The organism is Actinocorallia libanotica, from assembly GCF_039525175.1.
GTDB classification, from domain to species: Bacteria; Actinomycetota; Actinomycetes; order Streptosporangiales; family Streptosporangiaceae; genus Actinocorallia; species Actinocorallia libanotica.
This window is the reverse complement of the sequence record NZ_BAAAHH010000003.1, coordinates 157,406-172,815: the sequence shown is the minus strand read 5'-3', so window position 1 is coordinate 172,815 and position 15,410 is coordinate 157,406. Positions and strand designations below refer to the sequence as shown.

Annotated in this window: 12 protein-coding genes; 2 read left to right on the top strand and 10 right to left on the bottom strand. The window is 71.0% G+C overall.

Annotated elements, in window-relative coordinates; genetic code table 11:
• Position 1: 1 nt before the first annotated feature.
• The 5 genes from ABD140_RS06025 to ABD140_RS06005 form a co-directional block, all read right to left on the bottom strand.
• A complete protein-coding gene (locus ABD140_RS06025; RefSeq protein ID WP_344237597.1) occupies positions 2-748 on the bottom strand; it encodes an ABC transporter ATP-binding protein in 747 nt (248 codons plus the stop codon).
• A complete protein-coding gene (locus ABD140_RS06020; protein WP_344237595.1) occupies positions 745-1,476 on the bottom strand; it encodes an ABC transporter ATP-binding protein in 732 nt (243 codons plus the stop codon). Before ABD140_RS06020 ends, ABD140_RS06025 begins: the two co-directional genes overlap by 4 nt.
• Positions 1,463-3,727 carry an ABC transporter permease gene (locus tag ABD140_RS06015; RefSeq protein ID WP_344237593.1) on the bottom strand — a complete coding sequence of 755 codons (2,265 nt, stop codon included), beginning with the start codon at positions 3,725-3,727 and terminating at the stop codon, positions 1,463-1,465. The genes ABD140_RS06020 and ABD140_RS06015 overlap by 14 nt, the downstream gene beginning before the upstream one ends.
• Before the next feature lie 90 nt (positions 3,728-3,817).
• Positions 3,818-5,194 (bottom strand): ABC transporter substrate-binding protein, encoded by a 1,377-nt coding sequence (locus ABD140_RS06010; RefSeq protein WP_344237591.1) that lies wholly within the window; start codon positions 5,192-5,194, stop codon positions 3,818-3,820.
• 48 nt (positions 5,195-5,242) lie between these two features.
• Positions 5,243-5,983, bottom strand: a complete 741-nt coding sequence (locus ABD140_RS06005) for an SDR family NAD(P)-dependent oxidoreductase (RefSeq protein ID WP_344237589.1) — start codon at positions 5,981-5,983, stop codon at positions 5,243-5,245.
• A 246-nt stretch (positions 5,984-6,229) separates the two neighbouring features.
• Between ABD140_RS06005 and casG the strand changes: the two genes are divergently transcribed.
• On the top strand, positions 6,230-7,897 hold the full coding sequence (gene casG / locus ABD140_RS06000; RefSeq protein ID WP_344237587.1) for a steroid-24-oyl-CoA synthetase: 1,668 nt from the start codon (positions 6,230-6,232) through the stop codon (positions 7,895-7,897).
• 23 nt (positions 7,898-7,920) lie between these two features.
• Here casG and ABD140_RS05995 read toward each other — a convergent pair whose 3' ends face one another.
• The 5 genes from ABD140_RS05995 to ABD140_RS05975 all read right to left on the bottom strand — a co-directional run bounded on the left by ABD140_RS05995 (position 7,921) and on the right by ABD140_RS05975 (position 14,278).
• Positions 7,921-8,520: a TetR/AcrR family transcriptional regulator gene (locus ABD140_RS05995; RefSeq protein ID WP_344237585.1), complete on the bottom strand. Its 600-nt coding sequence runs from the start codon at positions 8,518-8,520 to the stop codon at positions 7,921-7,923.
• Positions 8,521-8,645: 125 nt separating this feature from the next.
• Positions 8,646-9,257, bottom strand: a complete 612-nt coding sequence (locus ABD140_RS05990; RefSeq protein WP_344237583.1) for a PaaI family thioesterase — start codon at positions 9,255-9,257, stop codon at positions 8,646-8,648.
• A gap of 5 nt (positions 9,258-9,262) precedes the next feature.
• Positions 9,263-11,473, bottom strand: a complete 2,211-nt coding sequence (locus ABD140_RS05985; RefSeq protein WP_344237581.1) for an acyl-CoA dehydrogenase family protein — start codon at positions 11,471-11,473, stop codon at positions 9,263-9,265.
• A gap of 8 nt (positions 11,474-11,481) precedes the next feature.
• Entirely contained in the window at positions 11,482-12,642 is a 1,161-nt protein-coding gene (locus tag ABD140_RS05980) for a steroid 3-ketoacyl-CoA thiolase (RefSeq protein ID WP_344237579.1), read from the bottom strand.
• On the bottom strand, positions 12,635-14,278 hold the full coding sequence (locus ABD140_RS05975; RefSeq protein ID WP_344237576.1) for an acyl-CoA synthetase: 1,644 nt from the start codon (positions 14,276-14,278) through the stop codon (positions 12,635-12,637). The genes ABD140_RS05980 and ABD140_RS05975 overlap by 8 nt, the downstream gene beginning before the upstream one ends.
• Before the next feature lie 169 nt (positions 14,279-14,447).
• On the opposite strand from ABD140_RS05975, the gene ABD140_RS05970 reads away from it, so the two are divergent.
• On the top strand, positions 14,448-15,374 hold the full coding sequence (locus tag ABD140_RS05970; RefSeq protein ID WP_344237574.1) for a 3-oxoacyl-ACP reductase: 927 nt from the start codon (positions 14,448-14,450) through the stop codon (positions 15,372-15,374).
• The last annotated feature ends 36 nt before the right edge of the window (positions 15,375-15,410 follow it).

The window sequence follows — 15,410 nt, the reverse complement described above, 5'->3', positions numbered from 1 at the left end:
GTCAACCTCCTAGGTATTCGCTGGAAAGACGGCCTTCGATCTCGTCCGGCGTGCCGGTGTCCACGATGCGGCCGTGAAGCATGAGGGCGGCGGTGTCCGCGATCGGCAGCACCACCCGGGCGAACTGCTCGGCGACCAGTACCGACAGGCCGCCCGCGACGAGCTCGGCGACCGTCTCGTACATCTGGGTCACGATCATGGGCGCCAGGCCCATGGACAGCTCGTCGAGCAGCAGGACGGCCGGGTCGGTGGCCAGCGCCCGCGACAGGGCGAGCATCTGCTGCTCGCCTCCCGACATCGAGCCCGCGAGCTGGTTGCGCCGCTTGCCGAGGATGGGGAAGCGGTCGTAGGCGACCGCTTCGAGCTTCTTCAGGTCGGTGCCGGTGCCGGTGGCGATCCACAGGTTCTCCCGGACCGTGAGGTTCGGGAAGACGCCGCGGCCCTCGGGGATCGCGCACACGCCCAGCTTCGCGATCTCCTGCGCCGACAGGCCGTTGACCCGGCGCCCGGCCAGGCGCAGCTCGCCGCCGTTCAGGGGCAGCAGCCCGGTGCACACCTTCATGGTGGTGGACTTGCCGCCGCCGTTCGGGCCCAGCAGCGCCACCACCGAGCCGGGGTGGACGACCAGGTCGACGCCGTGCAGCGCCTGGATCGCGCCGTAGCCCGCGCGGACTCCGGCCAGTTCGAGCACGGGCGTCCGCTGCTCCGCCTCCGCGACGGCGCCCGGCGCCCCGGTCTCCGTGCTCATGCCACCTCCTCGGTTCCGATGTAGGCCGCGATGACCTCGGGCGACTCCTGGATCTCCCGCGGGGAGCCCGAGGCGATGACCGAGCCGTAGTCGAGCACGTGGATGGTGGTGCACAGCCGCATCACCAGCGGCAGGTCGTGCTCGACCAGGCAGATCGCCAGGCCGTCCTCGGCCAGGCCGGTCAGCAGCTCGGCGAACGCCTCGGTCTCCTGCTCGGTCTGGCCGGAGGCCGGCTCGTCCAGCAGCAGCACCCGCGGCGAGGTCATCAGCGCCCGCGCGACCTCCACCACCCGGGCCCGGCCGGTCGGGATGTCGGAGACGTCCCGGTCGGCGATGTCGGTGAGGCCGGTCAGCTCCAGGATCCGGTCGGTCTCGGCGTCCAGGTCGATGCGCTTGCGGGTGGTGGCCCGCAGGATGTCCCCGGCGACCTTGACGTTGTCGCGCACCGACAGCGACAGGAACAGCTCCAGCTGCTGGAAGGTGCGGGCCAGGCCGAGCTTGGCGCGCTTGGCCGGGGACATCCCGGTGATGTCGACGCCGTCGATGAGGACCTTGCCCTCGGTGGGCTTCTGCAGCCCGGTGACGGTGTTGAACAGCGTGGTCTTGCCCGCGCCGTTCGGGCCGATCAGCCCGGTGATCCGGCCTTCCTCGGCCCCGATGCTCACCTGGTTCACCGCGGTGTTGCCGCCGAAGCGGACGGTGACTCCCTGGGTCTCAAGCAGGGGCATTGACTTCCTCTCCCTTCTGCGCAGCGGCCGCCCGGACGCCGGGGACCCGCGCGGGCAGGCCCAGCGCCAGGTCGAGCCGGTCGCGCAGCGTGGCGGTGAACGGCTCGTCGTCGCGGATCTCGTCCGAGTGCCCGTGGCCCTCGACGGGGGCGACGGCGTGCGGCATGAGCTTCTGGCCGACGGCCGGCAGCGCCATCACGACCACCAGGGCCAGCAGCGTGAACGTCCAGCTGCCGTAGAGGCCGGCCAGCGCCAGCGCGTACAGCACCGCCACGAGCACGGCCCCGCCGATGAGGACGGGCCTGGCGCCGCGCAGGGAGCGGTAGCCGTCCATGATCCCCTGCACCGAGCCGCTGGGGGTCTTGCCGACGCCCATGCCGACCAGGGCGGTGCCGACCATCACCACATTGCCCAGCAGCTCGAAGAAGGTCGCCGCCTGCGGCTGGGAGATGGCCAGGTCGTTGAAGGTGCCGACGAGCAGGGTGAAGCCGATGCCCGACATCACGCCGCCGAACAGGGCGCCGCTGATGTAGCCGATGCCGCCGACGACCACCAGCATCACCAGCGCGAGGCTGGCCATGAGGCCGAAGCTCTCGCCCTCCACCGAGCCCATGGCGGAGCTCATCAGGATGCCGCCCAGGCCGGCGATCGCCGCCGAGAGCATGAAGACGCTCAGCTTCAGCTTGACCAGGTTCTGGCCCAGCATCGCGGTGGCGGCCGGGCTGTCCTTCATCGCGGCCAGCCGGCGGCCGTAGCCGCTGTTGCGCAGCACGGCCAGGCCGGTCGCGATCAGCGCGAACAGCGCGGTGGCCACCAGGAGGAACGTCAGCGGGTCGCCCAGGTCGACCGGGCCGAACCTGGGCTTGGGGATGATCAGCGTGCCGTCGGGGAACAGCGTGAAGGTGAAGCCCGCCAGGGTGTGCTCGACGGTGTCGCGCAGCACCATGTTCGACAGCAGCGCGCCGAAGGCCAGGGTGGCCAGCGCCAGGTAGAGGCCGCGCAGCCGCAGCGCCGGCAGGGCCACCAGGCCGCCGACGACCGCGGTGGCCACGACGGCCAGCACGATGCCCGGGAGGTTGAGGCTGGCGTCCAGGCCGCTGCCGGTGATGCCGAAGTGGAAGACGATGACCGTGGCGATCGCGGCGAAGGACATCGGCGCCAGGTTCATCTCGCCCGCGTAGCCCGTCAGCAGGGTGAGGGACAGGGCGATGATCGCGAACGCCATGCCGAGGCCGAGCGTGGTGATGCCCGAGTCGGCCAGCAGCAGCGAGTACAGGAACACGATCCCCAGCAGCACCAGGCCCCACGTCGCCGCGGCGCGCACGCTCGGCACCCGGTAGCGCTCGCGGGTGCGGGTGGCGGCGCCGCGCAGCCGGTCCTGCGGCAGCACGACGATCACGATGAACAGCAGGATCATCGGGAGCGAGACCCGGAAGTTGCCCGTCCAGGTCCAGTCGCTGGGGAAGTAGGCGGTCACGTAGGCGCCGAGGAGGCCGAGCACCATCGCTCCGGCGAAGGCCGGGGGGATGTTGCGCAGGCGGCCGAACATGGCGGCGGCGAAGGCGTCGATCACCAGCAGGGTGAGCGCGTTCGCCTCCAGCGAACCGCCGCTGACCGGGGTGATGAGGATGCCGGCGAGCACCGCGAGGGCCGAGCCCAGCGCCCAGGAGATCGCCGCGACCCGCGCCGGGTCGTGCCCGTTGAGCCGCAGCAGGTCGGGGGAGTCCACGGTGCCGCGCATGACCACGCCCACCCGGGTGCGGTGGAAGAGCATCCGCAGGCCCAGCGCGATGGCCAGGGCGACGACGAGGCAGAGGATCTCGTGGATCCGGACGACCACGCCCGCGATCTCGATGGAGGCGTCGGACCCGAAGAACATCGTCAGCGTGCGGGGCTCGACCGGGTCCCAGATCCACTGGGACAGGTAGACCATGCCGAGCATGACCGCGACCGTCACCACGATCTTGGCGACCTCGGCGGTGTCCCGCAGCGCGCCCATGATCAGCTTGTGCAGGAGCAGGCCCATCAGCGGGCCGAAGACGCCCACCACGAGCAGCAGGGACAACCACACCGGCAGTCCCCAGCCCACGGAGAGCTGCCAGTACAGGAAGGTCCCCAGCATGGCCTGCGCGCCGTGCGCGAAGTTGAAGATGCCGGAGGTGTTGTAGGTCAGGACCAGACCGGAGGCGGCGATGGCGTAGACCGACCCCAGAACGAGCCCGAGGATCGTGAAGGTAAGGAAGGTGGTCATGGTCGCCCTTGTGGAGATGAGGGAGAGGGGCGGGCGGGCCGGCCGCCGGAGCGGCCGGCCCGCGGGGTCCGTGCGCGGGGCACGGTCACATCAGGACTTCAGGAAGGTGGTGGCGATCCGGTCCTTGTTGAGCTCGGTGCCCCACAGCGACTTGTCGGTGTCGACCACGGCGTTCTCCGGGCAGGCGAACTCGCCCTTCTCGGCCGGAGCGATCTGCTCGTACTTCGTGCCGGTCAGCTTGAGCATCATGGAGCACTTGGCGGGCAGGTTGGCGCCGGGGTCGGTGGCCGCGTGCAGGCCGCCGCCGGTCCACTCGTGCACCTGGGAGATCTCCTTGGCGACGCACTCGCGGGTGAGGTCGGAGCCGCAGGCCTTGGCCGCGTTCGCCCACAGCAGGAACGCCGAGGTGGCCTGCATGCCCAGCAGCGCGGTCTTGCCGCCCGCGCCCTCGACGATCTCCAGGTACTTCTTGACCGCCGGGACCTTGTCGGCGTTCTCGAACGGCTGGAAGATCATGCTCAGGTGGATGTTGTCGCCCTGGCCGCTGGTGTTCCACTTGGAGATGAAGTCGGTGTACCAGGTGGCCTCACCGATGAACGGGACGTCGACGCCCACCCGGTCCAGGGCCTCGAGCATGCCCAGGGCCGCGGGGTCCGGGGTCTTGGACGTCCACAGCGCCTTGACGTCGCACTTCTTGAACTTCTCGGCGAACGGCACGAAGGTCGCGTCGCCCTTGACGTTGAGCTGGACGCCGCAGTTCTTGAACTTGACGTCCATCCCGTTGAGCACGCTCTCGATCTTCCGCGTGCCGGTCGTGATCGCCGGGGAGGTCGAGTTGATCGCGTCGAGATCCGTCTTCATCTCGGGGAACTTCTCCATGGCCAGCATGAGGCCGGAGGCGTTGTAGCGGTCCACCGGGTAGGGGACGGCCTCGAACTTGTTCGGGCCCATCGCGGCGTTGGGGCCGACGGTGAAGCCCGCGACCGTGGGCAGCTCGCACGCGGCACGGTACTGCTCGGCCGCCTCGTCCATGGCGAAGCCCTGGCCGACCAGCATGAAGTCCTGCTTGCAGGCCTTCTGCATGACGCTGACCGACTGCATGTAGGCGGCGTCGTACTGGTTGCCCTTGATCTTGCGGCCGTTGATGCCGCCCTGCTCGTTGCACCAGTCGATCATCGCCTTGACGGCGTCGCCCATGTCCTTGTTCAGGCCGGGGGACTGGGCGAAGCCGCGGTCGTCGCCGTAGCCGATGACGATCTCGGAGTCGGTGACCCCCTGCGCGGTGGCGCCCTTGGCGTCCCCGGCCCCGCACGGGGAGGCGAGCGTGCCGAACATGTTGTCGGACGCCTTGGTCTCGGACTTGGTGTCCGAGCCGTCCGAACCGGAACGCTGGCCGGCACAGGCGGTGCCCAGCAGCATCAGAGACAGGACGCCTGCGGTGATGCGCCCGAACTTGCTGGCTTTCATAGGGGGTTGTGCTCCTTCGAAAAGGTGGGGGTGAGGGTGGCGGAGGGTTCAGCCGAAGAAGGCCTGGCCTCCGTCGAGGGGGAGGGTCGCACCGGTGAGGTAGCGCATGTCCGGCCCCACGAGCGCGACCACCGCGCGGCCGATGTCCTGTTCGCATTCACCGATGTAGCCCAGGGGAATCGTCTTGCGGAACTCCTCGGCCTCCTCGGGGAAGGCCTCGGTCCACTGCTTCAGCCCGGGTGACAGGGCGTGCGGTGCGATGGAGTTCGCGCGGATGCCGTCGGGCCCCCATTCCGCGGCCGCGGTGCGGGTCAGTGACCGCAGCGCCTGCTTGGCCGCCGCGTACGCGCCGTACGTGGTCGGGTCCCAGCGCACCATGGAGGAGGACACCAGGTTGACGATGTTCCCGCCGCCCCGCGCCTTCATGTGCGGGTGGCAGGCCTTCATGAAGGCGAAGGCGGCGAAGGGGCCGCTCACGAAGCCCTTCTGGAAGGCCCTGTCGTCCATCGACAGCAGCGGCCCATAGGTTCCCGAATAAGCGTTGTTGACGAGGATGTCGACACCGCCGAAGGTCTCGACGACCTGGTCGACGACACCGGGGATGGTCTCGGTCTTGAGGACATCGCAGGTGAACGGCTCCGCGCGGACGCCCCGCTCGCGGAGCAGCTCGCAGGTCGTCTCGAGTTTGGCGGCCGTGCGGCCCAGGACCGCTATCTCGACTCCCTCGGAGGCGAGGGCCAGTGCGATCCCCTGGCCGACGCCCTGGCCCGCGCCCGTAACGATCGCCACCTGGCCGGATAGGCTTCGCAATGGTCCTCCTAGTTATCCAGGTCACAACGGATCGCCATAGTGATGTGACCCCCAACACCTGGAGGGATCAGTCCCACTCAGCGGAACGCTGCGTGAAGAGCCCTCTCATCAGCGACATCCCACTGATCGAGACAACTTGGCGATGTTTGCCAGAGCTGTCCAGAATGAGCTTCGATGGCCGTTAAAGTGACGTGCGTCATGCGGCAGAGGAGGAAGAGGTAACCGATGAGTGACGTGGCGACGATGATGGCCGAGGTCATGGGACGGCTGACCGGTCCCGGTGGCGATTTCGCCCTGGTGGAGACCCCGGGACAGCGAGCCCCCGGCTTCGCCGGCGCCGCACGCGATCTCGGCGAGGTGCTCACCGCCTCCCTCGCCTACGGAGACCGCGACTACATCGTCACCGCCACCGAGCGGCTCAGCTTCACCGAGCACGCCGCGCGGGTCGCCGCCCTGGCCGAGGCGCTGCGCACCGAGTACGGCGTCCAGCCGGGCGACCGCATCGCCATCGACGCCGCCAACTCCCCGGACTGGATCGTCTCCTTCTGGGCGACGGTCGCGGTCGGCGCCATCGCCGTCGGCTACAACGCCTGGTGGGCGCCGCTGGAGATCGAGTACGCGCTCGGGCACACCACCCCCAAGCTGGTCATCGCCGACGCCAAGCGCGCCGCCCTCATCGGGGACCGGGCGCGGGTGCTCACCCTGGAGGAGGACGTCCCGGCCGCGGTCGCCCGCCACCAGGGCGCCGAACTGGTCGTGCACGCCGCCGAGTCCGACGACCCGGTGATCATCCTCTACACCAGCGGGACGAGCGGCCGGCCCAAGGGCGCCGTGCACTCCCAGCGCAACCTGGTCTCGGTGATCGAGTACCACCGGCTCAACAACGCGATGTCCGTCGAGCTGGCCGCCCAGTGGGGCATCAAGATCGACCCGGCCGACCAGCGCCACCTGCTGGCGCTGCCGCTGTTCCACATCGCCGGCCTGCACAACCTGGCGGTGGCCCGGCTGGCGACGGGCAGCGCGGTCATCATGCACCAGGGCGCGTTCGACGTGGACCGGGTACTCAGCCTGATCGAGAAGGAGAAGGTCACCAACTGGGGCGCCGTGCCGACCATGGCGAACCGCATCGTCGAGCACGGTGACGTCTCCAGCTACGACCTCTCCTCGCTGACCGCGTTCGCGCTGGCCTCGGCGCCCTCCTCCCCCGCCTTCAAGGCCAAGCTGCGCGAGGCGTTCCCGCCGGCCCGCGACGCGCTGGTGGACAGCTACGGGCTGACCGAGTCCTGCACCGCGATCGCCGTCGCCACCCCGATGGACCTGCAGGAGGCCCCCGGTTCGCTGGGCCGCCCCGTCACCGGCGTCCGGCTGGAGATCCGCGACGCCGACGGCAACGCGCTGCCCGACGGCCAGGAGGGCGAGATCTGCGTCCTCAGCCCGTACATGATGACCGGCTACTGGGCCGACGAGGAGGCCACCGCCAAGGCGATCGGCCCCGACGGCTGGATGCGCACCGGCGACATCGGCATGATCGACGCCGGCCGGCTGCGGCTGACCACCCGCCGCTCCGACCTGATCATCCGCGGCGGGGAGAACGTCTACCCCGCCGAGATCGAGAACGCGCTGGCCGAGTTCCCCGGCGTGCGCGAGTGCATCGCCCTGGGCGCCCCCCACCCGGACCTGGGCCAGGAGGTCATGGCCGTGGTCGTCTTCGCCGACTCCCCCGCCTCCGAGCAGGAGCTGGTGGACTTCGCCCGCGAGCGCCTGGCCTACTTCAAGGTCCCGTCGCGCTGGAAGATCACCTCCGCGCCGCTGCCCCGCAACGCCACCGGCAAGGTGATCCGCCGCGCGGTCGAGGAGTCCGTCGGCCTCGCCGCCGCTCCCGCCGCGGGCTGACGCGCGCCTCGGGGGAGGCGGGATCACCCCGTCTCCCCCGTGTAGAGCTCGACCATCTGGTGCAGGTGGCGGCGGAACCTGTCCACCGCCTCCGGGTCGTCGGAGCCCATTGGGACGCCGGCGTCGTCGAAGATGCCGTTGCGGACGAAGTCGTGCACGGACCAGAAGAGGTCCTGGAGGATGAGCCCGGAGTCCAGGTGCGGCAGGAAGACGCCCTCCGTCAGCGCCAGCGTCCGGGTCAGCTGGGGGCCGGCTCCCTTCCTCTCGACGTCCGTGAAGTCCGCGGCGTCCTGCATCCGGCGCTGTATCCACAGTCCCGCGTCCTGCGGGCGGCGGAGGAAGTGGTCGAGGGTGCTGTCGACCAGGTGGTGGACGCCCGACGCGTCCGGCGTGTAGTTCTCGACCAGCTTCCGGAGGGTCTTCTCACCCTCCGTCCGTACGTTCTCCATGACCTCCAGGTAGAGCTGCTTCTTCCCGCCGAACTCCTCGGTGACGGCCTCGACCGGCGCGCCCGCCGCGTCCGCGATCAGCTGCGCGGTCGTCTGGTCGTATCCGAGCTCGGCGAAGAGATGCTCGGCCGCACTGAAGATCGCCTCGTGCGCCGGTTTCCCCATTCTGCTCATGGCAGGACCCCCTGACCATGCTAGCCGTGCGCCTTCCCCGCACATCTGCACGAAAAGGTAGCCTCCCGGCAAAAAGCCCAAGGCCCCGCCGTCCCTGAGGACGGCGGGGCCTTGGAGCGTTCCCGTCAGCGGGGACGGGGCGGATGCTTGGCGATGAACAGGCCCTCGGCCGTGACGCACTCGCGGCCGCCGGCCGAGATCGAACCCACCGTGCGGATCTTGGAGCCGTCGACCGAGACCTGGCGGCCCGTGACGGTCAGCGGCTCGAACAGCGGGGTGGTGTGCCGGTAGCGCAGGGTCAGCTCCGCCGTCATGCCCGACACCCCGGCCCAGCCGTTGGCGACGCCCAGGGTGTGGTCCAGGATCAGCGCCGAGATCCCGCCGTGGACGCAGCCGGGCGGGCCCTGGTAGGGCAGGTCCAGCACCACCTCGGCCGTGATGGAACCGTCCGGCCCCGGTGCGTAGTCCAGCGGCGGGGCCAGCGGGTTCTCCGTCCCGGCGACCGCGTCGTGCCTGGTACGGCCGTCACCGCGCCACATGTCCACCATCCGCTCCTGCAGCTCGGGAGCGGTGGCGTCCAGATCGTCGGCGATGGCGTTCAGGCGGCCGGCGATCTCGTCCATGTCCGCGCCGGAGATGTCGCCGGCGCGCATGAGACCCGCGATGACCCGGCGGGCCGCGGCGGCAGCCGCGTCCGCGCCGGTTCCCCGCACGGGAGCGGAGAGTTCCATCGTCATTCCGGTCAGCCCTTCCCCACCGGCTCGGGGTCGCGGGGCAGGCCCAGCAACCGCTCGCCGATCACGTTGAGCTGCACGTCGGTGGTGCCGCCGGCGATCGACATGCAGCGCGAGTTCAGGAACATCCAGGTGGCGTCCGGGCTCCCGGTGGACAGGGAGCGCCCGGTGGTGGCCAGGGCCGAGGGGCCCGCCCAGTCCATGGCGGTCTCCCACACCTGCTGGATGTGCTCCACTCCGATCAGTTTACTGATGCTCGCCTCTGCTCCGGGCTGCGCCCCCGACAGGGAGCGCAGCGTGGTGCGCAGGCTGAACAGGCTGCTGGACTGGGCGTCGCAGAGGATCTTCCCGAGCGTGGTGAGCCGCTCGTCGTCGGCCTGCCCGCCCTCGGCGGCGACCAGGCCCAGCAGCGCCTCGCCGCCGCTGCCCAGCGAGGAGTCGTGCGACAGCGAGACGCGCTCGTTGGACAGGGTGGTGCGGGCCAGCTTCCAGCCGTCGCCGGTCCCGGCGACCAGCAGGTCGTCGGGGATGAACACGTCGTCGAGGAAGACCTCGTTGAACAGCGCCTCGCCGGTCAGCTCGCGCAGCGGCCGGATGTCGATCCCGGGCGACTTCATGTCCAGCAGGAAGTACGACAGGCCCTTGTGCTTGGGCGCGGCCGGGTCGGTGCGGGCCAGCAGGATGCCCCAGTCGGCCTCGACGGCCATGGACGTCCAGACCTTCTGGCCGGTGATCTTCCAGCCGCCCTCGACCTTCTCGGCCCGGGTGGACAGCGCCGCCAGGTCCGAGCCGGCGCCGGGCTCGCTGAACAGCTGGCACCAGCGCAGCTCGCCGCGCAGCGAGGCGGGCAGGAAGCGCTCGTGGTGCTCGGGCGAGCCGTGCGCGATGAGGGTGGGCACCACCCAGTTGCCGATGATCATGTCGGCGGCGCGCAGCCCGGCCCCGCGCATCTCCTCGGCGATCACCAGCTGGGTGACCGCGTCGGCGCCCTTGCCCCACGGCCGGGGCAGGTGCGGGGAGGTGTAGCCGCGCTCGGCCAGGTAGGTCAGGCGCTCCTGGCCCTCCAGCGCCTTGGCGGGCTCCAGCTCGGCGCGGATCTCGGCGCGGATCCGCTCGGCCTCCTCGGGCAGCTCGACGCTCAGCTCGCGGCGGACGCCGTCCAGGGTGAGCCGGGCGACGCGGCGGCGCCACTGCGCGGTGGAGCCGAGCAGGAGGCGCAGGCTCTGGGCGCGGCGCAGGTAGAAGCCCGCGTCGTGCTCCCAGGTGAAGCCGATGCCGCCGAGGGTCTGGATGCAGTCCTTGGCGGTGCTGAAGGCGTTCTCGACGCTGGTCGCGCCGGCCACGGCCGCGGCCAGCGAGGCCTCGGCCGAAGCCGCGTCCTCCTCCTGGGCGCGGGCGGCGTCCCAGGCGCAGGCGCGGGCCTGCTCGGCCAGGGACAGCATGCGGGCGCAGCGGTGCTTGACGCCCTGGAACTGGCCGATGGGGCGGCCGAACTGCTCGCGGACCTTGGCGTAGTCGGCGGAGGTGGCGGTCGCCCAGTCGGCCAGGCCCGAGGCCTCGGCGGAGAACAGCACCGCGGCCAGGTCCAGCACGTCCTGGGCGGCCAGGCCGGTGAGGACGGCGTCGCCGGCCACGACCGCGCCGTCGGCCTTCACCGCGGCCAGGCGGCGGGTGACGTCGTGGCTGGGCAGCGCGGTGACCTCGACGGCGTCGCGCGGCAGCACGACCCAGGCGGTCTCCTCGCCGTCCCGGGCGGGCAGCACGAACAGGTCGGCGACCTGCCCGGCGAGCACCGGCTCGGACTCGCCGTCCAGCACGGTCCGGTCGCCGTCGCGGGTCAGGGTCAGGCCGCCGGGGCGCAGCGCGACCGCGCCGACGGTGCCGCCCTCGGCCAGGCCCTCCAGGTGGGCGGTGTGCCCGGCGCGGTGCAGGACCGCGCCGGCCAGCGTGGTGGCCAGGAACGGGCCGGGGGTCAGGGCGCGGCCCAGCTCCTCCAGCACGACGGCCAGCTCGACCAGGCCGTAGCCCGCGCCGCCGTTCTCCTCGGGCAGGTGCAGCCCGATCAGCCCCTGCTCGGCCAGGCCCTTCCAGAAGGGGGGAAGCTCCTCGCGCTCGGCCTCCACCGCGGCGCGCAGCACCTGCGGTGTCACCTCGCGGGAGGCGAAGGTGCGCACCGCGTCGCGCAGGTCGCGGTGCTCCTCGGTCAGTCCGATCGTCATGGTCTCTCTCAGATGCGTTCGATGATGGTGCCGGTGGCGTGTGCCCCGCCCGCGCACATGGTGATCAGGGCCGTCGACCTGTCCGTGCGCTCCAGCTCGTAGAGGGCCTGGGTGATCAGGCGCGAGCCGGTGGAGCCGACGGCGTGGCCGAGCGCGATCGCGCCGCCGTTGACGTTGACCTTGTCCATGTCGGGCTCGTGTGCCTGCGCCCAGGACAGGACGACCGAGGCGAAGGCCTCGTTGATCTCGACCAGATCGATGTCGGACAGCTTCATGCCCGCCTTGTTCAGCACGTGGGTGGTCGCCGCGATGGGGCCGTCCAGGTGGTAGTACGGGTCGGAGCCGACCATGCCGGAGGCGATGATCCGGGCGCGCGGGCGCAGGCCCAGCTCGGCCGCCTTCTCCTCGCTCATCAGCAGCACCGCGGCGGCGCCGTCGCTGATCTGCGAGGAGTTGCCGGCGGTGTGGATGCCGCCGGGGTAGACCGGGTTCAGCCCGGCCAGCTTCTCCATGCTCGTCTCGCGCAGGCCCTGGTCGCGGGTGACCGTCGCGGTCTCGCCGGTCGGCCCCTCCGGGCCCATCACCGGCGCCTCGACCGGCAGGATCTGGCCGGCGAAGCGGTCCTCGGCCCAGGCGCGGGCGGCCTTCTGCTGGGAGGCCAGGCCGAGCGCGTCGGCGGCCTCGCGGGTGATGCCCTTGTCCTTGGCGATGCGCTCGGCGGCGGTGAACTGGTCGGGCATGTCGAGGGCGAAGCCCTCGGGGACCGGCATGCCGCCCCCGGGGACGAGGGCCGCGCCGAGGAAGACCCGGCTCATGGCCTCCACGCCGCAGCCGATGCCGACGTCGATGGCGCCGGAGGCGATCAGGCCGGCGATGATGTGCACCGCCTGCTGGCCCGAGCCGCACGCGCAGTCGACGCTGGTGCAGGCGGTCTGGTAGGGCAGCCCGGCGACCAGCCACGCGTTGCGGGTGATGTTGTTGGCCTGCTCCGAGGCCTGGGTGACGCAGCCGCCGACGGCCTGCCCGACCAGCGCCGGGTCGACCCCGGCCTTGGCCAGCAGCCCCTTCTGGGTCAGGCCGAGCAGCTCGGCCGGGTGCAGCCCGCTCAGGGCGCCGTTGCGCTTGCCGACCGGGGTACGGACGGCATCGACGATCACTGCCTCAGGCACGGGGGGTCTCCTTCTCGTCGTTCTGGCTGGTCAGGTACTTCTTGGCCCACCGGTAGTCGGCCTTGCCGCTGGGAGAGCGCATGATGGACTCACTGAACGTGATCAGTGTCGGGATCTTGTAGCCCGCCAGGTGGGCGCGGCAGTGGTCGCGCAGCTCCTCGACGCCGGGGACGGGGGCGCCCGGGCGCAGCTCGACGACGGCGGCGACGCGCTCGCCGAAGCGGCGGTCGGGCACACCGGCCACGAGCACGTCCATCACCGCGGGGTGGGCCTTGAGCGCCTGCTCGACCTCTTCGGGGAAGACCTTCTCGCCGCCGGTGTTGATGCAGCCGGAGCCCCGGCCGAGCACCACGATGGTGCCGTCCTCCTCCACCCGGGCCATGTCGCCGAGGATCGACCAGCGCACGCCGTCGATGACGGGGAACGTGCGGGCGGTCTTCTCCGGGTCGTTGTAGTACCCCAGGGGGACGTGGCCGCTGCGGGCGATGGTGCCGGTCTCCTCGGAGCCGGGCGGAATCGGCTTGAGGCCGGTGTCCACGACGCTGACGCGGGGGTTGGGCGCCAGCCGCATGAGGCCGTCGGCGCCGATCTGGATGGTGCCGTCGACACCGGACTCCGACGCGCCGAAGCCGTTGTTGATGAAGAGGTCCGGCCGCAGCAGCTCCTTGAACTCCTCCTGGATGCTGCGGGAGAGGATCGCCCCGCCCGAGCCCAGCACGAACAGCGAGGAGAGGTCGAACTCCGAGCGGTGCGCGCGGAGGGTGTCGGCCAGCGGCCGCGCCATGGCGTCGCCGACGACCATGATGATGCCGACCTTCTCCTCGTCGATGAGCCGCAGCGCCTCCAGGGGTTCGAAGCGGCGCATGATGACGATCTTCGCACCGCCGAGCAGCGAGGTGAAGAGGTTGTAGGAGGCCGCTCCGTGCATCAGCGGGGCGGTGAGCATGTAGGTGAAGCCCTCGGGGCTCGCGGCCGCGGCGGCGGCCAGCTCCTCCGCGGTGAGGTACGGCGGGCCGTAGTGGTTGCCGCCCTTCAGGGCGGCCATGTAGAAGTCCTCGTGCCGCCAGACGACGCCCTTGGGCAGGCCGGTAGTGCCGCCCGTGTAGACGATGTAGCGGTCGTCGGAGCTGCGCTCGTCCGCCAGGGGCGGGGTCACCGGCTGCCCTTCGAGGGTCTCCTCGTATCCGGAGGGGCGCACGTGGGACGGCCAGGACGGCTTCTCGTCCGGAGTCTCGCCCGCGCCCACCACGACGGCCGCGCGGAGCTTCGGGCACCGGTCCGCCACGCGGGCGGCGGCCGCGGCGAACTCCTCGTCGACGACGAGGCCCGTGAGGTCCGCGTTGGTGTAGAGGTACTCCAGCTCCCGGTCGGTGTACCGGTAGTTGATGTTGACCGGCACCACCCTGATCTTCAGGCAGGCCAGGAGCGCCTCCACGTACTCCGCGCTGTTGACCATGTGGAGCCCCACGTGGTCGCCCGGCTCGATCCCGGCGGCGAGCAGCCCGTGCCCCAGAGCACTCGCCCGCTCGTCCAGGGCCTGGAACGTCAGCCTGCGCCCGCCGCACACCACGGCCGTACGCTGGGGGACGGCGGCGGCGACCGCCTCCTGGAGACTCGCGAGATTGAGCGTCGTCATGCCAGGAATCTAGAATTCGTTTCGTTGGCCGACAAGGGGGGTCCCACTCAGTGAGTCTTCCCTGGACAACTCAGCCGATCGACCCACTGAACGGGACGGCCGCATTCGGAGAACTAGAATTCGTACTAGTGTCTGGTAGCCATCTTTCGAACCTGAGCGGGAGCAACCGATGAACGCAGACCTCTCCCTGGCGGGCCGCACCGCCGTCGTCACCGGCGCGGGCGCCGGGCTCGGCCGGGCCGAGGCCCTGGCCCTGGCCGCGCAGGGCGCGAACGTCGTCGTCAACGACATGGGGCCGGCGGCCGAGGGCGTCGTCGCCGAGATCAAGACGGCCGGCGGCCAGGCCATCGCGGTCACCGGCGACGTCAGCGACTGGTCGCTGGGCGAGCAGCTCGTCTCCGCCGCCGTCGACTCCTTCGGCTCGCTGGACATCGTGGTCAACAACGCGGGCGTCCTGCGCGACAAGATGCTCTTCAACCTGAACGAGTCCGACTGGGACGACGTCATCAAGGTCCACCTCAAGGGCCACGCCGCCGTCTCCCGCGCCGCCGCCGTGTACTGGCGCAGCGCCAGCAAGGCCGCCGGCGGCCCCGTCTACGGCCGGGTCATCAACACCGCCTCCGAGGCGTTCCTGTTCGGCAGCGCCGGCCAGCCCAACTACTCCGCCGCCAAGGCCGGCATCGTCGCCCTCACCCTCTCCACCCACCAGGGCCTGGCCCGCTACGGCGTGAAGGCCAACGCGATCTGCCCGCGCGCCCGCACCGCGATGACCGCCGAGTCCTTCGCCGAGGGCACCGCGCCCGGCGGCCTCGACTCCATGGCGCCCGAGCGGGTCGGCACGTTCGTGGGCTACCTGGCCTCCCCCTCCGCCGAGGGCATCAGCGGCCAGGTCTTCATCGTCTACGGCGACATGGTCGCGCTGATGGCCGCCCCCGTGGTGGAGCAGAAGTTCACCGCCGCCGAGGGCGTCTTCTCCGTCGAGGAGATCAGCTCCCAGATCACCCCGTACTTCGAGGGCCGCGACCCGTACCAGACCTACGCCGCCTACAGCGTGGCCTCCCTGGACACCACCGGCACCACCAAGTTCGGCGGCTGACCCCCGCGCGTACCGCCGAGGCCGCCCCGTCCCGCA